Source organism: Aromatoleum petrolei, assembly GCF_017894385.1.
Classification (GTDB): domain Bacteria; phylum Pseudomonadota; class Gammaproteobacteria; order Burkholderiales; family Rhodocyclaceae; genus Aromatoleum; species Aromatoleum petrolei.
Map to the genome: position 1 here is coordinate 1,325,652 of NZ_CP059560.1, position 19,837 is coordinate 1,345,488.

General features: G+C 67.8%; 16 protein-coding genes. 5 read left to right on the forward strand and 11 right to left on the reverse strand.

Going from position 1 to position 19,837, the window contains the following annotated elements; all coding sequences use genetic code 11:
* Positions 1-61: 61 nt before the first annotated feature.
* Both dctP and ToN1_RS06020 read right to left on the reverse strand, forming a co-directional pair.
* Entirely contained in the window at positions 62-1,054 is a 993-nt protein-coding gene (gene dctP, locus ToN1_RS06015; RefSeq protein ID WP_169208341.1) for a TRAP transporter substrate-binding protein DctP, read from the reverse strand.
* Between the two features lie 41 nt (positions 1,055-1,095).
* Positions 1,096-2,769, reverse strand: a complete 1,674-nt coding sequence (locus ToN1_RS06020; protein WP_169208340.1) for an amidase — start codon at positions 2,767-2,769, stop codon at positions 1,096-1,098.
* A gap of 288 nt (positions 2,770-3,057) precedes the next feature.
* Here ToN1_RS06020 and ToN1_RS06025 point away from each other — a divergent pair, with 288 nt between their 5' ends.
* From ToN1_RS06025 to ToN1_RS06045, 5 genes are all read left to right on the forward strand, one after another.
* A complete protein-coding gene (locus ToN1_RS06025) occupies positions 3,058-3,579 on the forward strand; it encodes a chromate transporter (RefSeq protein WP_248281610.1) in 522 nt (173 codons plus the stop codon).
* The gene (locus tag ToN1_RS06030) at positions 3,579-4,127 is read left to right on the forward strand and encodes a chromate transporter (RefSeq protein WP_169208338.1); all 549 of its coding nucleotides are present in this window, start codon (positions 3,579-3,581) and stop codon (positions 4,125-4,127) included. Before ToN1_RS06025 ends, ToN1_RS06030 begins: the two co-directional genes overlap by 1 nt.
* Positions 4,128-4,581: 454 nt before the next feature.
* Positions 4,582-6,963, forward strand: coding sequence for a bifunctional diguanylate cyclase/phosphodiesterase (locus ToN1_RS06035; protein ID WP_169208337.1), 2,382 nt, complete (start codon positions 4,582-4,584; stop codon positions 6,961-6,963).
* A gap of 1 nt (position 6,964) precedes the next feature.
* A complete protein-coding gene (locus ToN1_RS06040) occupies positions 6,965-7,837 on the forward strand; it encodes a hypothetical protein (RefSeq protein WP_169208336.1) in 873 nt (290 codons plus the stop codon).
* 6 nt (positions 7,838-7,843) lie between these two features.
* Positions 7,844-8,548 (forward strand): methylamine utilization protein, encoded by a 705-nt coding sequence (locus tag ToN1_RS06045; protein WP_169208335.1) that lies wholly within the window; start codon positions 7,844-7,846, stop codon positions 8,546-8,548.
* A gap of 28 nt (positions 8,549-8,576) precedes the next feature.
* Here ToN1_RS06045 and ToN1_RS06050 read toward each other — a convergent pair whose 3' ends face one another.
* The 9 genes from ToN1_RS06050 to ToN1_RS06090 all read right to left on the reverse strand — a co-directional run bounded on the left by ToN1_RS06050 (position 8,577) and on the right by ToN1_RS06090 (position 19,584).
* Positions 8,577-10,007, reverse strand: coding sequence for an aldehyde dehydrogenase family protein (locus tag ToN1_RS06050; RefSeq protein WP_169208334.1), 1,431 nt, complete (start codon positions 10,005-10,007; stop codon positions 8,577-8,579).
* Between the two features lie 36 nt (positions 10,008-10,043).
* Entirely contained in the window at positions 10,044-11,402 is a 1,359-nt protein-coding gene (locus ToN1_RS06055; RefSeq protein ID WP_169208333.1) for a sigma-54-dependent transcriptional regulator, read from the reverse strand.
* Positions 11,399-13,282 (reverse strand): sensor histidine kinase, encoded by a 1,884-nt coding sequence (locus ToN1_RS06060; RefSeq protein WP_244860981.1) that lies wholly within the window; start codon positions 13,280-13,282, stop codon positions 11,399-11,401. The genes ToN1_RS06055 and ToN1_RS06060 overlap by 4 nt, the downstream gene beginning before the upstream one ends.
* Positions 13,283-13,554: 272 nt before the next feature.
* On the reverse strand, positions 13,555-14,838 hold the full coding sequence (locus ToN1_RS06065) for a Glu/Leu/Phe/Val family dehydrogenase (protein ID WP_169208301.1): 1,284 nt from the start codon (positions 14,836-14,838) through the stop codon (positions 13,555-13,557).
* Positions 14,839-15,042: 204 nt separating this feature from the next.
* Positions 15,043-15,771, reverse strand: coding sequence for an amino acid ABC transporter ATP-binding protein (locus ToN1_RS06070; protein WP_169208300.1), 729 nt, complete (start codon positions 15,769-15,771; stop codon positions 15,043-15,045).
* A 53-nt stretch (positions 15,772-15,824) separates the two neighbouring features.
* The gene (gene gltK / locus ToN1_RS06075) at positions 15,825-16,514 is read right to left on the reverse strand and encodes a glutamate/aspartate ABC transporter permease GltK (RefSeq protein ID WP_169208299.1); all 690 of its coding nucleotides are present in this window, start codon (positions 16,512-16,514) and stop codon (positions 15,825-15,827) included.
* Between the two features lies 1 nt (position 16,515).
* Positions 16,516-17,253 (reverse strand): amino acid ABC transporter permease, encoded by a 738-nt coding sequence (locus ToN1_RS06080; RefSeq protein ID WP_169208298.1) that lies wholly within the window; start codon positions 17,251-17,253, stop codon positions 16,516-16,518.
* Between the two features lie 261 nt (positions 17,254-17,514).
* Positions 17,515-18,600: a type II asparaginase gene (locus ToN1_RS06085; protein ID WP_169208297.1), complete on the reverse strand. Its 1,086-nt coding sequence runs from the start codon at positions 18,598-18,600 to the stop codon at positions 17,515-17,517.
* Between the two features lie 75 nt (positions 18,601-18,675).
* The gene (locus ToN1_RS06090; RefSeq protein WP_280516667.1) at positions 18,676-19,584 is read right to left on the reverse strand and encodes a glutamate/aspartate ABC transporter substrate-binding protein; all 909 of its coding nucleotides are present in this window, start codon (positions 19,582-19,584) and stop codon (positions 18,676-18,678) included.
* Between the last annotated feature and the right edge of the window lie 253 nt (positions 19,585-19,837).

Here is a 19,837-nt window from a genome sequence, read left to right on the forward strand (position 1 = left end):
CATATAGATGTATTGGATGGCCGACCACTGCCGGCCCGTTGGCAGGGGCGCGCAGCGCTGCTCACAGGCAGGTCTTGCGCAGATCCTCGACCTGCTTGATCACCTCGGGATGCTTGTCGCGGAAACCCTGGCCGGCCGCGAGGAAGCGCTCCTTGAGCCGGTCCGTCTCGGCCGCGGGGAGCACGCGGTAGGTGCCACCCTGATCGACCATCTGCTTCACCAACTGCTCGTCCTTGACGACGGTCTCTTTCCACTGGCGGGCGATGATTTCGTCGAGCACGGCCTGGATGACCTTGCGCTGGGCTTCGGGAAGGCCGTCGAACCACGCCTTGTCGACGGCGACCGCCGACGTCGCCAGCGCCATGCCCGGGGCGAGCATCGCAAATTTCGCGGTGCTGCCGAGCACATCCACCCAGCCCGCCGGGGAGGTCATCGCCCCGTCGATCGCTCCCTGCGCCAGCGCCGCGGACATCTCCGAGGCGGCCATCGACACCGGACTGGCGTGGATCGATTGCATCGCATCGAGCATGACCTTGCCGCCCACGACGCGGACCTTCTGCCCTTTCAGGTCGTCGACGCGCTGCACATCGCGGCTCTTCATGATGAACAGCAGCTCGGCCGTGCGCAGGAAGCCCAGCACCTTGACACCGCGCGGCTCGATGTAGCCCGACACCTGGCGCGTGAAACCGTCGGCGAAGCAGCGGTTGGTCATCTCGCGCGTTCCCAGCATGAACGGAAGGCTGATCGCGCCCAGGCGCGGGTCCATCAACTCGAGGCGGCTCGACACTGGCCAGACCATATGCACGCCCCCCGTCCCCAGCGCGGCAAGGGCGTCGCGGTCGTTGTAGAGCTGGGAGGCGGGAAAGTATTTCCCCTGGATCGCGCCGTTGGTGCGCTTGCCGACCTCGGCGATGAACTGCTCGATGTAGGTGCTGGGGTTGGTCGTGATCGGCACTTCGCTGGTGATGATCATTTCGGCGGCGCCGGCGTGCGTCATCCAGGCGGCGGCGAGCGTCAGCGACCAGCGAGCGAAGCGCTTCGGTGCGATCTTCATGTTTTCTCCTTGGTGGGTGGACTGCCCTGTTGTCGGTGTTTTCAGCGAGCGGGTTTGATTGCCTGGCGATCGTTTTCGGGCGTGCAGTGGTGCCAGTGCGTGTGGCGCTGGAAGCAGTGTCCGAGCGCGAGGACGCGATCCTCGCCGAGCGGCAGACCGACGAACTGGATGCCGAGCGGCAGCCCGCGTGCACCGAATCCGGCCGGCACGGCCAGCGCGGGCACACCGAAGTAGTTGATCCCGCGCGTCCAGAACGACAGCTTCGAGAACTCCGCCTCCAGCCGGCGCTCGTCGTCGCCGACCGTATCGACGACGCGCGGCGCGACGTCCGGCGTCACCGGAAGCAGCAGCGCATCGACGCCGTCGAGCGCGCGCTCGACGAAGCGGCGCATCAGCGGCGCGCGCAGGCGCAGCGCGTCGTAGTAGTCGACGCTCGCGGTCAGCAGGCCACGCGACAGGCGCCGTCGGACCTGGCGCCCGTAGCGCTCGGGCTGGTCCTTGAGCCATCGCCGGTGCATCGCGGCGGATTCGGTTGCCAGCAGCACAGACGCGAGCCGACCGGGCAGGTCGAGGTCGGGCAGATCCACCGGCACGATGCGTACGCCCGCATCGGCCAGGCTGCGCGCCGCCTGTTCAAGCGCCGCGAGCATGTCGCGCGACAGGAGCGTGCCCGCCTCGAAGCGGGGCACGGCGACGCTGAGGCTCTCGGCGGGCACGTCGAGAATCGGCGAGGTGACCGGCACGGCGAAACAGGTCGGATCGGCCGCATCGGCACCTGCCAGCGCCGCGTAGGCGTGGGCGCACAGTTCCGCCGAGCGCGCAAGCGGCCCGACACAGTCGAGACTCGGCGCCAGCGGCATCACGCCGGCCACGCTGATACGGTGCTGCGTCGGCTTCAGCCCGGTCACGCCGCACAGGGCGGCGGGAAGGCGCACCGAGCCGCCGGTATCCGAACCGAGCGCCAGCGCGACGTGTCCGGCCCCCACTGTCATGCCGGCGCCGCTGGAACTGCCGCCCGACACGTGCTCGACGTTCCACGGATTGCGCCCCGGCCCCCAGGTCGCATTGAAACCCGTCGGCGACATCGCGAACTCGGCCATGTGCTGGGAGCCGAGGATGACCGCGCCGGCTTGCTCCAGACGCGCCACCACCGTCGCATCGACCGCCGCGGGAGCAGCTCCTTCGCGCAGCGGCGAACCCCAGCCTGCGACACGGCCACTGCGGTCGAACATGTCCTTCAGGCCGACGACGACGCCATGCAAGGGGCCGCGGACTTGCCCCCGCGCACGCTCATCGTCGAGCAGGCGGGCACGCTGCAGTGCCGCGTCGGCGTCGATCTCGCGCCACGCCAGCCTCCCGGGCGCCGCCATGTCGATGCGGGCGAGATGCCCGCGCACTACGTCTTCGCTATGGATCGCGGACGGGTTCGCCGGCGCCTCCGCCAGGCCGCGCCCTACGGCGAGCGGCGGACGTGCGAGCCGCTGCAGGGCGTCGACAAACGGTTCCGGGGCGTATCCCGGCGCGAGCGATGCGATCTCGCGGTCGACCACCGCGGCCAGCTCATCGGCCACGGCCAGCACATCGACGCGGTCGGCCGCAGGGATCGCGAAGCCCCGGCCTGCCAGCAGCGCTGCGCTCGCATCGGACCGCAACTGCAGGCTCACCGCGCCCGCTGCGTTCCCCCGATCCTCGACGGTACCCATCTGTGCCTGCATCGTTGTTCGCACCCTGTTTGTACGTATGTCCGTTTGTCCGGACAAACTATGCCGTCGATGGCCAGCGCTTGTCAACAGCTTCGATGAGAGGATAAGAACCCTTTATGCCAAGCCCGCGAAACTCTCCGCCTGCAGGCGACGCCGGCCGCGCCCTTTGCGCTAAGCTCTCGCGTTCGAACACGGCCGATCTCCGGCCGGCGACCACAGCAAGAACAAACACCCGTGACATCCGCTGCGCCAGACCACCCCCGCCCGCGCTCGCCGCTGCATCTGTTCATCGCCTTCACCATGCTTGCGCTGCAGGGCTTCGGCGGGGTGCTCGCCGTCGCGCAGCGCGAGCTCGTCGACCGCCGCCGCTGGATGACGCGGGAGGAATTCGTCGATGCCTACTCCGTCGCACAACTGCTGCCCGGCCCCAACGTCGTCAATCTGTCGCTCATGCTGGGCGACCGCTTTTTTGGCTGGCGCGGCGCGTTCGCAGCGATCAGCGGGATGCTGTTCGCGCCGCTGGTGCTGGTGATCGTGCTGGCCGCAAGTTACAACCAGCTTGCGAGCTTCCCGCCGGTCGCAGGCGCCCTGCGCGGGATGGGAGCCGTCGCGGCGGGGCTCATCCTCGCAATGGCGCTGAAGATGCTGGGCACGCTGCGCAAGAATCCGCTCGGGCCGGTGCTGTGCGCGCTACTCGGCCTGACGACTTTGATCGCGGTGACCGTATTCAGGGCGCCGCTCGCGTGGGTGGTGATCGGCTTGGGTACGGCGGGCTGGGGTATCGCGCGCTGGTGCATTGGACGCAGGAAAGGAGGCCGATGATGAGCAGCCTGCCACTGGCCGATCTCTTCGACCTCTTCCTGCGCTTCCTGACGCTGTCGCTGCTGTCGATCGGCGGTGCGATGTCGACGGCGCCCGAGATGCACCGCTTCCTCGTCGCTGAACGCGGCTGGCTCGACGATGCCGAATTCACCACGGCAATCGCGCTGGCCCAGGCAGCGCCCGGACCGAACGTGCTGTTCGTACCGGTACTGGGCTTCCAGGTCGCCGGCGTGTTCGGAGCGGCCGCCGCGCTCTTCGGCATCCTGCTGCCGTCGACGCTGCTGTCGCTGGGCGCGAGCCGCTGGGGTGCGCAGCGCCGCAACACGCCTGCGGTGCGCGCCTTCACGGCGGGGCTGGCTCCCGTGTCGGTGGGCCTGGTGTTCGCGACGGGCTGGCTGCTGAGCCTGCCTTTCATTGCGGCGCCGGAGCATCGGCTCGGCGCGTTCGCGCTGATCGCCGCAACCATGGCCGTGACCCTGAAGACGCGGATGGCGCCGATCTGGATGATCGTCGTCGGCGCGGCGGTGGGGGCCTTGGGCTGGATCTAGCCGTCACCCGAGGTCCTGCCTTGCATCGCGGGAATCGCCGAAAAAGCTGGCGGCAGAAACGCACGAGCGCGCAACGAGTTGCATTGATGCGAGTCAACGACCTGCCGTATCCTTCTCGTAAGAATCGGTAACTCGACGAGCACTCCCGAGCGCACGGGAGAGGCGGGTGTGGTCCCTTCGCGGTTGCTGAAGTGCCGGAGACGCCCGCACCCATTCCTTCGGCTTTCATCGGCGGCGCCACCCGCCCCAGGACGAGCGTCAGCACATGTCATCGAACGCCGTCGCCGAACCAGGCGCGCCGCATTGCGCGCCAGCGCCCCTGAACGGCGGGGGCGGCTGAATCATGGCTGCTCACCTGCCCTGCCCCTCGTCCCGGTGCATCCTCCAGCGCCTTGGTGCCCTGCTCTGCTCGGCGCGGCAAGCCGTTCGCGGGCTGTTCGCCAGCCGAGTGAGCATGACGCGCTTCGTCGCGCATCAGGTCATCGTCTTCGTCGCATTGCTGCTGGTCGCGATCCAGCTCGTGACCCTGCTTGCGCTGAACTGGGCGGTGTCGGAGAACGCGCGCGAGTCGGTGCGCAAGGAAGTCGACGTCGGACGGCGGATCTTCGTGCGGGTGATGGAGGATCGCACCCAGCAGCTGACGACGGCGGCGAGCGTGCTGACGTCGGATTTCGGCCTCCGTCAGGCGATGATGAGCGGCGACCAGGCGACCATCGTGTCTGCACTGTCCAACCACGGCGCGCGTATCGGCGCCGCAAAGATGATGCTTATCGGCCTCGACCGACGTGTGCTGGGCGAAACCGCGGCGCAGGACGGGCGCGACGATCCGCTGCGGTTTCCGTTTCCGCGCCTGATCGAGGACGCCGAGCGCAAGGGTGCCGCGTCCGCGATCGCGCTGATCGGCGATGCACCCTTCCAGCTCGTCGTTGTACCCGTGCTGGCGCCGGTGCCGGTCGCGTGGGCGATGGTGGCATTCAGCGTGGACAAGCAATTCGCGCAGGATCTCGGCCTGCTGACCGGCCTCGACGTGTCTTTTGCCACCTGGGTGCCGAGGCGCGGCTGGGACATCGCGGCAACGACGCTGTCACCGTCCGGGACGCGCACCCTGCTGGGTGCGCTCGGCTCCCCGACTGAAACGGCGATGCCGGCAATCATGCCTGACCTGCTCGGCGCCGAGTTCCAGCTAGCCACTTCGGTCCTCGGCCGCGAGGATGACGGCGCGGTGGTCGCCATCCTTCAACGTTCGCTGCGCGACGCGATTGCGCGCTTCGACGGGCTGCGCGTGATTCTGCTCGCGCTCGCCGCCTTCAGCCTGTGCGCGACCGTGGCCGGCAGCCTGTTGATCGCGCGCAGCATCTCACGGCCGGTGTCGGCCTTGGCCGAATTCGCACGCCGCATGGAGCGCGGCGAATACGACCAGGGGCCGCCTGAGACGCGCTCCGACGAGCTCGGCGAACTCGCGGCCAGCTTCAACCGCATGCGGCTGGCGATTGCCGCGCGGGAGCTGCAGATCAAGTCGATGGCCCTGCAGGACGCATTGACCGGTCTTCCCAACCGCGCGCTGTTCAACGAGCGCCTGCAGCAGGCGCTCGGCCTCGCTCGCCGGCTCACCCAACCGGTCAGCGTGCTGCTCATCGACCTGAATCGCTTCAAGGAGGTCAATGACACGCTCGGCCACCACGTCGGCGACCGCCTGCTGTGTGTCGTCGCGGAGCGCCTGCGGACGGTTCTCGTGCGCGCGTCCGACACACCCGCCCGCCTTGGCGGCGACGAGTTCGCGGTGCTGCTGCCCGCCTCGAGCGCCACAATGGCCGAAGCGGCCGCGCGCAGGATACTTCAGGCATTCGCGGCGCCGGTATTGGTCGAAGGCCGCCAACTCGATGTCGGCGGCAGCATCGGCATCGCCACCTTCCCCGAGCACGGCGACGACCCCAACGTGCTGATGAGCCGGGCCGACGCGGCAATGTACATGGCGAAGCGCACGCGCACGGGCTGTGCGATCTACGACGTCAATTTCGAGGCAGAGGCGGAGAATCACAACCGGCTGTCGCTGACAGGCGAACTGCGCCAGGCTATCGAGGAAAACCAGCTCGTGCTGCATTACCAGCCCCGCCTCGATCTTGCCAGCGGAGCGATCACCGGGGTGGAGGCGCTGGTGCGCTGGCAACATCCGGTGCGCGGTTTCATCCCGCCCGACCAGTTTGTCCCCTTTGCCGAGCAAACCGGCTGCATCCGCGAGATCACCCAATGGGTGGCCGCTCGCGCCTTCGCGCAATGCGCGCAGTGGCACGCGAGCGGGCGCGCACTGCAGGTGTCGATCAATCTTTCCGCGCGCGACCTGCTTGACCCCGAGTTGCCACAACGTTGCGCCGCACTGCTCGCGGGCCATGGTGCCTCGCCGCAGTGGTTCCTGCTGGAGATCACCGAGCGCGCGATCGTCGACGATCCCGCGCGCGCGATCGAAACGGTGACCCGGCTGCATGAAATGGGTTTCAGGCTGTCGATCGACGACTTCGGCACGGGATATTCATCGCTTGCACAGCTCAAGCGGCTGCCGGTGGCCGAATTGAAGATCGACAAGAACTTCGTGATGGATATGGCACGCGATGCGGACGACATGACGATCGTGCGCTCGGTGATCGACCTCGCCCACAACATGGGGCTGAGCGTGGTAGCCGAGGGCGTCGAGACGGACGAGGCGCGCCGATTGCTGTACGACATGGGCTGCGACCACCTGCAGGGCTATCAAATCTGCAGCCCGCTGCCGGCGGCGCAGCTGGAACAATGGCTGGCGCGCACTGCGGCCCTGCATGGCACGACGGCAAAGGAGGCATGACATGAAGCTCGGAGGGAGACTGGCGTGCCTTGCATTCGCCCTGAGCACGCTCCACGCGTGGGCGGCACCGTTCGACGATCTGGGGGTCGAGCTCGTCTACGACGACAACCTCACACGCGCGCAACTGGGGCGGGACATCAAGGGCGACCTCGCGCTCGCCGTCTCCACCTCGGGCGGCCCGCGCTTCCAGCTGGGCGACCACGACAGCCTGTCGCTGAAGGGCACCCTCGTCGCCACCAAGTACCGTCATTACGACGGACTCGACAACATCAACGCCGGCCTCGCGCTGGGCTACCGACGCAAGTTCGGACTGGGCCCTTACGTGCCGCAGCTGGCGCTGACGGGATCGGCGGCACGGCTCGAATACGACAGCCGCCTGCGCGACGGGTGGCTGTATGCGGCCGAAGCCGAGGCGAGCAAGCGCGTGTCGGACCGCCTCGCGCTGCGGGCCTTCGTGCGCAGCGAGCGGCGCGAAGCCGACGACGTGCCCGAGCGCGTCGTGCCTTTCATCCGCGCCAACGTCTTCGACCTGGGCAGCCGCAGCGCAGGCATCGGCGCGGATTTCGCGTATGACCCGCGCCACCTCGTGTCGATCGGCTACACTTGGCATCGTGGCGACATCGTCTCGACGACGCAGCGCAACCTGCCGGTCTTTCTCGCCTCGAGTGCGATCGCGCCGGATCCGGTGTTCGGCGATGATACCTACGCATACACGATGCATGCGCGGACACGGGTTTTCAGCATCGGCCTGAGCCGCGAGCTAAGCCGCCAGGCTTCGTTCAGCCTCGGCTACGAGTACCGTGACAGCCGCGCGGACGGCGGCATCGACTACAGCGGAAACCTGTTCCGCGCGACCTACCTTTACGGGTTCTGATCGGCGATGAAGACACATTCCCGCATTCCTGCCCAAGGCCGCGGCGGTGTCGCGAGATACGCCTTTTGCAGCTTCGTGACGCTGTCCGCCCTCGCGCTGCAGGCAGCGCCCGCGGCGGCGGGGGACATCCGTGCCAGCGTGCGCGATCGCAACGGCAAGCCCGTTGCCGATGCGGTGGTGGTCGCAGTCCCGGCGGGCGGCACGCCGGGCGCCGGCGGCACGCCGGGCGTCGCGGAGGAAGACCAGCGCAACAAGGAATTCGTCCCGTACGTGCTGCCGGTGCAGGTGGGCACGCGGGTGCATTTCCCGAACAACGACAATATCCGGCATCACGTCTATTCGTTCTCGACTGCGAAAACGTTCGAACTGCCGCTATACAGCGGAACGCCGGCGTCGCCCGTGCTGTTCGACAAGCCCGGCGTCGTCATCCTCGGCTGCAACATTCACGACTGGATGGTCGGCTACATCTACGTCTCGGAAAGCCCGCACTTCGCAAAGACGGGCGCCGACGGCAATGCGACGCTCGCGGCCCTGACCGGCGGCAACTACACACTGCGGGTCTGGCATCCCCAGCTCGAAGGCAGCGAGCTGGCGACCGCGCGGCAGCTCGCGGTGCCGTCCGCCGGCGCGGTCGACGCGACGACGACGATCGGCCTGACGCCGGACTTCCGTGCCCGGCGCGCACCGACGCCGGGCCGCGGCGGCTACTGAGGGCGCCGGCCTTCAGCGGCCGCGTAACTCACGCCTTCTGCGGCAGCTGGATCGCCTTGTACTCGAGGAACTCTTCCAGGCCGTAGACGCCGTTCTCGCGCCCCAGCCCCGACTGGCGATAGCCGCCGAAGGGCGCACGCGGGTTCCACGGCGCGCCGTTGATGTCGATCTGGCCACTGCGGATGCGCCGCGCGACGGCCAGCGCATGCTCGTCGCTGCCCGCCCACACGCCGCCACCCAGGCCGTAGATCGAATCGTTCGCGAGTGCGATCGCGTCCTCGTCGCCGTCGTGCGGCAGGATCACCAGCACCGGGCCGAAGATCTCCTCCTGTGCGACGGTCGCCTTGCGGTCCTCGACGACCAGCACGGTCGGCGCGACGAAAAAGCCGCTGCCGGCCGGCGCGGCGTCGGGGCCGCCGGCGACGAGCTTCGCCCCTTCGGCGATGCCGCGGCGGATGTAGCCAACCACGCGCTCGCGCTGCACGTCGGAGACGAGCGGGCCGAGCTTGCTGTCTTCGACGAACGCCGGCCCGACCCTGAACGCGGCGGCCGCCGCGGCGGCGAGGTCGGCGGCCTGGGCGAGCTTCGCGCGCGGCACTAGCATGCGCGTGTGCGCCGAGCAGGTCTGGCCGGAGTTCAGCAGGCAGTTCGACACGGTGCCCTTCACCGCCGCTGCGAGGTCGGCGTCGTCGAGGATCACCGCGGCCGATTTTCCCCCGAGTTCCAGCGCGACCTTCTTCACCGTCACCGCAGCGAGTTCGGCGACGCGGCGGCCGGCGCGCGTAGAGCCGGTAAAGGACACCATGTCGACGCGCGGGTCGGAGGCGAGGACTTCGCCGACCACCGGGCCGTAGCCGGTCACGAGGTTGAACACGCCCGCCGGCAGGCCTGCCTCTGCGATGACGTCGGCGAGGATGAAGGCGTTGATCGGCGCGACCTCGGAGGGCTTCAGCACGACCGTGCAGCCCGCGGCGAGCGCCGGTGCGACCTTCAGCGAGATCTGGTTGAGCGGGAAATTCCACGGTGTGATCGCGCCGACGACGCCGATCGGCTCGCGCACGACCAGCGAATTGCCGACGCGCTCTTCCCACTGGAATTCGCGCGCGAGCTTCGCATAGTGCTTCCAGCTGCCGACGGGCCCGGCGACCTGCAAGCGCCCCGCCATCTTCAGCGGCATGCCGACCTCGTGCGCGATCGCGGCGGCGAGCTCGTCGCGGCGTGCTTCCAGCCCGGCGGCCACGCGTTCGATGCAGTCCGCACGCTCGGCCGCAGGCAGGCGCGACCACGCATCGAAGGCCGCGTGTGCGGCGGCGATGGCGGCCTCCGCGTCGGCAGCAGCGCCTTCGGGGATGCGGGCATAGACCGAGGCATCGCTCGGGTCGATCACGTCGATCAGGCCGGCGCCGGCCGGGGCAACCCAGCGGCCGCCGATGTAGAGCTTGTCGCGCAGGATGGTCATGGGGCTTGTCCTCGGGGGTAAGGAAACCCGCCGATTCTAGCCCGCGAGGCCGTATTTCCGGATCTTGTCGTGCAGCGTGGTCTTCGCGATCTGCAGTGCCTCGCTGCTGCGGGCGAGGTTGCCGTTCTGGCGGCGCAGCTCGGCGGCGATCAGCGAGCGCTCGAAGTTCTCCACCGCCTCGGCCAACGACGCGCCGCGCGCTTCGGGCGAAGGCGTCGTGCCGAAGTCGCGACGCAGGCCGAGGACCAGGCATTCGGCGGCGTTGCGCAGTTCGCGCACGTTGCCCGGCCAGTCGTGCGCCATCAGCTGCTGCATCTGGTCGCGCGCGACCTCGGGAATCGGGCGCTGGTGCAGTTGCGCTGCGTGCAGCATGAAGTGCTCGAGCAGCAGCGGGATGTCTTCGCGGCGCTCGCGCAGCGGCGGCAGTTCGACGCGCGCGACGTTGAGGCGGTAGTACAGGTCGGCGCGGAATTTCTGGCGGTCGGCGAGCTCGCGCAGGTCTTCCTTGGTCGCGGCGACGACGCGGCACGCGACCGGGATCAGGGCGTTGGAGCCGAGGCGCTCGACCATGCGTTCCTGCAGCACACGCAGCAGCTTGATCTGCACTGCCATCGGCATCGACTCGACCTCGTCGAGGAAGAGCGTGCCGCCGTTGGCGTGCTCGATCTTCCCGATACGCCGCTTTTGCGCGCCGGTGAAGGCGCCCGCCTCGTGGCCGAAGAGCTCGCTGTCGATGAGGTTGTCGGGCAGGCCGCCGCAGTTGAGCGCGACGTAGTTGGCCTTGCTGCGGCTGCTGAGGTCGTGCAGGCAGCGCGCCACCATCTCCTTGCCGGAGCCGGTCTCGCCGACGATCAGGACGTCGACGCTGGTGTCGGCAATCTCCAGCAGCAGGCGGCGCACCTTCTCCATCTGCGGCGAGCGGCCGATCAGCCGCGCCTCGATCGCGTCGCGGTGATCCAGGCGGCGGCGCAGGCTCTCGACTTCCATCGTCAGCGCGCGTTTTTCCAGTGCGCGGCGCACGACCTCGACGAGGTGCTCGGGCGAGAAGGGCTTGGGGATGAAGTCGTAGGCGCCGCTGCGCATCGCCTCGACGGCCAGCGTCACGTCGCCGTGGCCGGTGATCATGATGATCGGCAGCGCGGCGTCCTGCGCGACGAGTTCGCGCAGGAACTGCAGGCCATCCATGCCGGGCAGGCGCATGTCGGTAACGACGACGCCGGGAAAATCCGGGCCGACGACGCGCCGGCCGGCCTCGGCCGAGGCGACGCCCTCGACCGGGATGCCGGCGAGCTGCATCGCCTGCACGCAGCCGAGGCGTACGTTCGGGTCGTCCTCGACGATGAGGACCTTCAGCTCCGGGGTCGGAATCGCTTGGGGCGCGAGAGGGGGAGTCATGCGTGGTGTTCTCCGGCCGTCGGCAGGTCGAGCGTGAAGACGGCGCCGCCGTCGGGGTGGTTGGCTGCGGACAGGTCGCCGCCGAAATCGCGGACGATGTCCTGCGAGATCGCGAGGCCGAGCCCGAGGCCGACGCCGGCCGGCTTGGTCGTGAAGAAGGGTTCGAAGATGTGCGCCAGTGCATCATCCGACAGGCCGGGGCCGCTGTCGATCACGCGCACGAGGAGCCGCCCGGGCCGCGCGGCCTCCGCCTCGAGGCGCAGCTTGCGCACGGGACTTTCGTCCATCGCATCGACCGCGTTGCCGATCAGGTTCACGAGCACCTGCTCGAGGCGGTTCTGGTCGCACCACGCGAGCGCCCTGCCCGGCTCGCAGCGGTTGTCGACCGTGACGCCGGCGCGGCGCAGTTTCTGGTCGAGGAGGAAGAGTGCGCTGCGCAGCGCGTGCGCGACGTCGACGGATGCGGGGCGCGCGGGCGACTTGCGCGCATAGGTCTTCAGCGGGTCGATGATCTCGCCCATGCGATCGACCAGCGTCGCCATGATTTCGAGATTCCCCTGTGCCGTCGCCTGGTCGCCGCGGCGCATGAACTCGATCGCGTTGCCGCCGAGCGTGCGCAGCGCGCCCAGCGGCTGGGTGAGCTCGTGCGTGATGCCGGTCGCGAGTTGGCCCAGCACGGCGAGCTTGGCCGCCTGCACGAGCTCGTCCTGCGCCGCGCGCAGCGTCTGTTCGGCGCGCTGGCGTTCGGTGACCTCGGCGCGCAGGCGCTCGTTCGCCGCGGTGAGGTCGGCGGTGCGCAGGCCCACCTTCTGCTCCAGTTCGGCGTTGGCCTTCTGCAGCAGGGCCTGGGCTTCGGCGCGGCTCTTGAGCGTGCGCCGGCGCTGCTGCAGGAAGAGCCCGAGCAGCAGCACGCAGCCCGTCGCGGCGGCGCCGAGCGCGGCGTCGGTCAGCGCGTCGGCGCGGCGCGCGCGCAGGTCGGCGAAGGTCACGAGCTGCCAGCCCGTTCCAGACAACTGGCGCGTCTCGACGAGGAAATCGCGCGCCTTCAGGCGGCGCTCGCCGGCGAGCGTCGGCGCTTCGGGGAAGGCGACGAGCGTCGTCTCGCCGGTGTCCGGCGTGCCGAGCGCGACCGGGAAGGGCCGGATCACGTGATCGGCGAAGCGGCGCGTCGCGCCGATCTCGGCGGCGACCTCGCCGCTCAGCGGGCGCAGCGCGGTGTATTTCCAATCCGGTACCGACGCGACGATCACGACGCCGTTGGCGTCGGCCATCAGCACCGGCTCGTTGCGCGGCATCCAGCGGCGTTCGAGTTCGGTCAGGGCGATCTTCACGACCGCGACGCCGACGACGCGCCAGTCCTGCCCTTCGTCGCGGATCGGATGGGCGAAGAAATAGCCGGCCTCGTTGCGCGTCTCGTCGATCGCGTAGTAGCGGTCCGGCGCGCCGCGCACGGCGGCCTGGAAATAGGAGCGCAGCTTCTGGTTCTGGCCGAGCAGGTTGTCGGAGTAGATCCAGTCGCTGGAGGCGACCACCGTGCCCTCGGTGTCGAGGACGAAGATCGCGAGGCCGCCGAAGAAGCTGTTGAGGCGTTCGAGGTAATGGTTCGCGGCGGGCTGCAGCGTGCCCCGATCCCCCTCCCCGGCGCGCAGCAGGCGCAGCACCTCGCTGCTCAGCGCGACGGCGCTGGGCAGGTGCTCGTAGCGCGTGACCGAGCCATCGACCGCAGTTGCCAGCAGGTCGAGGTCGTGGCGGGTGTCGGCACGCAGGGCCGCCAGCCCGACACGGGCGCTGAAATGATAGGTCGCGACGCCCGCCAGCAGCATGCAGGCGGCGACCAGGGCAAGGCGGACAGCGACGTGGAAACGCGGGCGGGGGGGCATCGATGGGGATCGAGGGGCGGTGCCGGGATTCTAGGAGCCTGTCGGACTAAAAGGAAATCGGCTGCAAATCCGCCTGGGCGGTCCATATTTCGCCGCTTTTTTGGTCAATAGAATAACTATTGATCTGCAAAATCGACAAAATCTGTCCTCGCCCAGCCGAATTTTCGCTTCGATTCTTCAAGTCCGACAGACTCCTGGTGCAGTCCGCTCGATGAATCGCACCGGGCGTGGGGCGGCGGGCGCTTCGGCGCGTCCGCCCCACCCGTGCCGAATCAGGGATACAGGCCCCGCACCGCACGCGCTTCGAGCACGCGACGGCAAGCGACGACGAAGGCTGCGGTACGCAAGGTGAGCTTGCGCTCCTGGGCGATGTGCCACACGGCGCCGAAGGCCTCGGTCATGATGCGCTCGAGACGGGCGTTGATCTCTGCCTCGGTCCAGAAGAAGCTCGAGAAGTCCTGCACCCACTCGAAATAGCTCACCGTCACGCCACCCGCGTTGGCGAGCACGTCGGGCACGACCAGCACGTTGCGGTCACGGAGGATCGCGTCGGCTTCCGGCGTGGTCGGGCCGTTGGCCCCCTCGACGATCATCTTCGCGCGGATGTGCGGTGCATTCCCGGCCGTGATCTGGCCTTCGACGGCCGCCGGCACGAGGATCTCGCAGTCGAGCGACCAGAAGTCGGCGGGGGCGATCTCGGTCGTGCCGGGATAGTCGACCAGCTTGCCGCCCTCGGCGAGGTGCTTGCGCAGCTGGTAGGGGTCGAAACCCGCCGGGTTGTGGATGGTGCCGGCGACGTCCTGGATCGCGACCAGCTTCGCGCCGGCGTCGTGGAAGATGCGGGCCGCGGCCTCGCCGACGTTGCCGAAGCCCTGCACGGCGATGCGCGCCCCCGTGATCGGCAGGCCGATCTTCTCGGCGGCCGCGCGGGCGCTGACGAACACGCCGCGGCCCGTCGCATCATGCCGGCCGAGGCTGCCGCCGAGCGCGATCGGCTTGCCGGTGACGACACCGGTCGCGGTGCGGCCCTGGTTCATCGAGTAGGTGTCCATCATCCACGCCATCACCTGCTCGTTGGTGTTCACGTCGGGCGCGGGGATGTCCTTGTCCGGCCCGAGCAGGATGTTGATCTCGCTGGTGTAGCGGCGCGTCAGACGCTCCAGCTCGGCCCGCGACATCGGCTTGGGGTCGACGCGGATGCCGCCCTTGGCGCCGCCGTAGGGCACGTTCACCACCGCGTTCTTGATCGTCATCCACGCCGACAGCGCCATCACTTCCGACAGCGTCACGTCCGGATGGAAGCGCACGCCACCCTTGCCGGGGCCGCGCGACACGTTGTGCTGCACGCGGTAGCCCTCGTAGTGCGCGATCTCGCCGTTATCGAGGCGGATCGGCACGTCGACGACGAGGATGCGCTTCGGGCGGCGCAGGGTCTCGATCCACGGACGCAGCGGCGCGTCGATAAAGGGCGCGACGGCCTCGATCTGGCTGAGGTAGGTCTCCCACGGGCCGAGATGGTCGGCGGACAGGTAGGACGGAAGGTTCTCGTGATGCATGCTGTCTCCTATGCGGATGCGCCTGGGTAAGGCGGCGCTTCGGTTGTTTCTGCTCTTGGCTGTTGCTTTCTTGTGGTGCTCAGAGGTTGTGAAGAAATCGTAGCGAGCGGCCCGAGTTCGTCCCGAGAAGCGCAGCCGTACAAGTGGTACGGCGAGCATCGCAGGGGCGAAATCGGGTCGCGCAGTAGATTTATTCACAGCCTCTCAGTGCTGCAGGATCTTCGCGAGAAACTGCTGCGCGCGCTCCGAGCGTGGGTTGGCGAAGAAGGCTTCCTTGCTGTCGTCCTCGACGATCTTGCCGTGGTCCATGAAGATCACGCGGTGCGCGACGCGCTTGGCAAAACCCATCTCGTGCGTGACGCACATCATCGTCATGCCTTCCTGCGCCAGCTCGGTCATCACATCGAGGACCTCGTTGATCATCTCGGGGTCGAGCGCCGAGGTCGGCTCGTCGAACAGCATGCAGATCGGGTCCATGGCGAGCGCGCGCGCGATCGCGACGCGCTGCTGCTGGCCGCCGGAGAGCTGGCCGGGGAACTTGTGCGCATGCGCCTTGAGGCCGACGCGGTCGAGGAAGTACAGCCCCTTCTCTGCCGCCTCGTCCTTGTCGCGCTTCAGGACCTTGATCTGCGCGAGGCCCAGGTTGTCGCGGATGGTCATGTGCGGGAACAGCTCGAAGTGCTGGAACACCATACCGACGTGGGCGCGCAGCTTCGAGAGATTGGTTTTCGGCGCACCGACCGAGGTGCCGTTCACATGGATGTCACCCTGCTGGAAGGGCTCCAGGCCATTCACGCACTTGATGAGGGTGGATTTACCCGAACCCGAGGGGCCGCAGACGACGACCACCTCGCCCTTGTTCACGTGGGTGGAGCAGTCGGTGAGGACCTGGAAATTGCCGTAATGCTTGCTGACTTTGTCGATCGTGATCATGACGATTCCCTTGAAGTCGATGTGTATTCGTTAGCAACGGAGTGCGGTGGCGCTCAAGCGCCCTGCAGGCGTTTCTGGAAGTGGCGCACGGCTTGCGAGGCGGCGAAGCACAGCACGAAGTAAACGGCGCCGGCGAAGAGCACCAGCTCCACGAGCCGTCCGTCGCGGTCGCCGACCTTGTAGGCCGCGCCGAAGAAGTCGGCGAGCGCCGACACATAGACGAGCGAGGTGTCCTGGAACAGGATGATGGCCTGCGTCAGCAGCAGCGGCACCATGTTGCGGAAGGCCTGCGGCAGCACGACGTTCAGCATCGCCTGCGGGTAGCTCATGCCCAGCGCGTGGGCGGCGGCGAGCTGGCCCTTGGGCACGGACTGGATGCCGGCGCGGATGATCTCCGCGTAGTAGGCCGACTCGAACAGCGCGAAGCCGATCATCGCGGAGGCGAGACGCACGTCGGAGCCCGGCGGCAGGCCGAGGAAGCTCTCGAGGAACTTCGGCACGATCAGGAAGAACCACAGCAGCACCATCACCAGCGGGATGGCGCGGAAGAGATTGACGTAGCCGGCCGCGGCCCACGCCAGCGGCTTAATCGACGACAGGCGCGCCATCGCCAACAGGGTGCCCCACACGATGCCGGCGACGATCGCCAGCGCGGTGATCTCCAGCGAAACCATCAGGCCCTGGCCGAGGAAGTTCAGCGAGCCGGGGATCGATGACCAATCGAATTCGTAGGAACCGAACATCTCACTTGCCTCCGAGGTAACCGGGAACGCGCACGAGCGCTTCCGTCTTGCGCATCAGCAGCATCACGACGACGTTGATCGCGAGGTAGGCGACCGTCACCGCGACGAAGGATTCGTAGGGCTGGGCGGTGTAATCGACCAGCTGGCGGCCCTGCGCGGCGAGTTCGAGCAGGCCGATCGTCGAGCACACGGCCGAGTTCTTGAACACGTTGAGGAACTCCGAGGTCAGCGGCGGCACGACCAGGCGGAAGGCCATCGGCAGCATCACGTGGCGGTAGGTCTGCGGCAGCGTGAGCCCCAGCGCGAGGCCGGCGTTCTTCTGTCCGCGCGGCAGCGCGTTGATGCCCGAGCGCACCTGCTCCGCGACGCGCGCACTGGTGAAGAAGCCCAGGCACACCATCGCCGCGACGAACTGCTGCGCGATCGGGTTCAGCGCCTTGAAGGCATCGCCGGCCGCGGTCGGCAGCATTTCCGGCAGCACGAAATACCAGAAGAACAGCTGCACCAGCAGCGGGATGTTGCGGAACATCTCGACGTAGGCCGTCGCGCCGAAGGCCAGCCCGCGATGCGGCACGGTGCGCAGCACGCCGACCACCGCGCCCAGCAGCAGCGCGATCACCCAGGCCGACAGGGACAGCGCCAGCGTCGTCTTCAGGCCGGCGAACATCCAGTCGAGGTAGGTGCCGTCATTGACGGCGCTGGGGAGCAGAAACACGCCCCAATTCCATTGGTATTCCATGCAAGACTCCAGAAACGTCGGAGGGAAAGACCCCTGCGGCTGCGGCGGGCGCAGCCCGTCCCTGCCACCGGCGCGCGGGGCGTCGGCAGAAGGGATGCTTCAGGGGCGGGAGCCCGGGATCGGACCGGGCATCGGTTCCGAGCTTGTGAAGAAATCGTAGCGAGCGGCCCGAGTTCGTTCCGAGAAGCGCAGCCGTACAAGTAGTACGGGGAGCATCACAGGGACGAAATCGGGTCGCGCAGTAGATTTATTCGCGAGCTCTTAGTACTCCCAGAAAATGCGCTGTAGCTCCTTGCTGTCCTGCGTCGCGGTCAGTGCGACCGCGGCGAGGATGCGCGCCTTCTGCGGATTGAGGTCGTGGGCGACGACCCAGTCGTACTTGTCGTCGGGCTGTTCGGCATTGCGCAGCACGAAGCCGCCGCCGGTGACACGCGCCGAGCGGATCACCTGCACGCCCTTGCTGCGCAGCTCCTGCAGCTCCGGCACGATGTGCTTCGCCACCGAGCCGTTGCCGGTGCCGGCGTGGATCACCGCCTTCACGCCGTCCTTGCCGTACGCGCGGTAGGCCGACGGGCTCATGTTGCCGTAACCGTAGGCGACCTCGACCGGTGCGAGCTTCTCGATCTTGTCGATGTCGAACTCGGAGCCCGTCGTGTGGCGCTTGGCGGGGGCACGGAACCAGTAGCTCTTGCCCTCGACGACCATGCCCAGCGCGCCCCACGGGCTCTTGAACGCCTCGGTGCGGATGTTGATCGTTTTGCTCACGTCGCGACCGCTCTGGATCTCGTCGTTCATCGTCACCAGCACGCCCTTGCCGCGCGCATCCTTCGCCGCGGCGACGGAAACGGCGTCGTACAGGTTGAGCATGCCGTCGGCCGACAGCGCGGTACCCGGACGCATGGCGCCGACCACGACGATGGGCTTGTCGGTGTGCACGACGAGGTTGAGGAAGAAGGCCGTCTCCTCCAGCGTGTCGGTGCCGTGCGTCACGACGATGCCGTCGACGTCGTCCTGCTTCGCCAGCGCGGCGACGCGCTTGCCCAGCGTCATCAGCTGCTCGTTGGTGAAGCTCTCCGAGGCGATCTGGAACACCTGCTCACCGCGCACGTCCGCGACGTCGGCAAGTTCCGGCACGCCGGCGATCAGCTTGTCGACCGGCACCTTCGCGGCCTGGTAGGTCGCGCTGTTGGCAGCGGTGGCCCCCGCACCGGCGATCGTGCCGCCGGTGGCGAGGATGACGATTTTGCTTTTGGCAGCGGCGAAAGCGGTGCTGCTGGACAGCGCCAGCGCGGCGATCAGCGCCAGCGTACGGCCGGCGGTCCAGCCCTTGCGGTTGCGAACTTGCATCTCGAGTCTCCTGAAGCGGCCCCGCGCGGGGGCCGTCTGTATTTTTTTGGTCGGGGTCGGGGGATGGAGCGGCGATTACTCGAACGGGCGGTCGTTCGGCTCCTTGAAGAGCTTCTTCATCGCGTCCGAGATCGGGAAGCCGAGGTTGATGTTCTTCGGGGGAATCGCCGCGAGGAACCACTTGTTGTAGATCGCCTCGGCCTCGCCGGAGGTCATGGTCTTCGCGATCGCCGCATCGACCACCTTCTTGAAGGCCGGGTCGTCCTTGGCCATCATGCAGCCGTAGGCTTCATACGACTGCGGCGTGCCGGTGATGGTCCAGTCGCCGGGACGCTTGGCCTTCGCCAGTTCGCCGTAGAGCAGCGCGTCGTCCATCATGAAGGCGACCGCGCGCCCGGTTTCCAGCGTCAGGAAGGACTCGCCGTGGTCCTTGGCGCTGATGATGTTCATGCCGAGCTTCTTGTCCTCGTTCATCCTGCGCAGCAGGCGCTCCGAGGTCGTGCCGGCGGTCGTCACGACGTTCTTGCCGGCGAGCTGCTCGAAATCCGTCACGCCCGACTCCTTCTTGGTCATCAGGCGCGTGCCGACGACGAAGATGGTGTTCGAGAAGGCGACCTGCTTGGCCCGCTCGGTGTTGTTCGTGGTCGAACCGCACTCGATCGACACGGTGCCGTTCTGCACCAGCGGGATACGGTTCTGCGAGGTGACCGGCATCATGCGCACCTGCAGGTTGGGCATCTTCAGCTCGGCTTTGATGGCCTCGACGACCGTCAGCATCATCTCCTGTGAATAGCCCACCACCTGCTGGCTCTGGTCGTAGTAGGAGAACGGGATCGAGGATTCGCGGTGGCCGAGCGTGATCGCGCCGGTCTCCTTGATCTTCTGCAGCGTGTTGGCCTGCGCGACGGCGGGCACGAGGGCGACGGCTCCGGCGGTGATCAGGGCGGCGAGAGTGGCATTCAGGGGCTTGCGCGGCAGCATCATGTCTCCTTTGGTATGGCGGGATAAATAATCCCGATGGCCATATCCATTGCAGACGGCGTGCCAGCTTTTTTGCTGCAGCGCGCAAAACTCGCAGCCCTTGAAATCCGCGACGTGCCTGTCGCCGCGTTGTGCGTGTCCGTTCGGAAATCCGAACCACGGCCCTTTCGGGCGTTCGGATTTCCGAACACCACCCGGATTCGACGACGGCGTCGGATGAACGCCCCGGCGTTGAAGCTTGCGGCGATCGCTACAT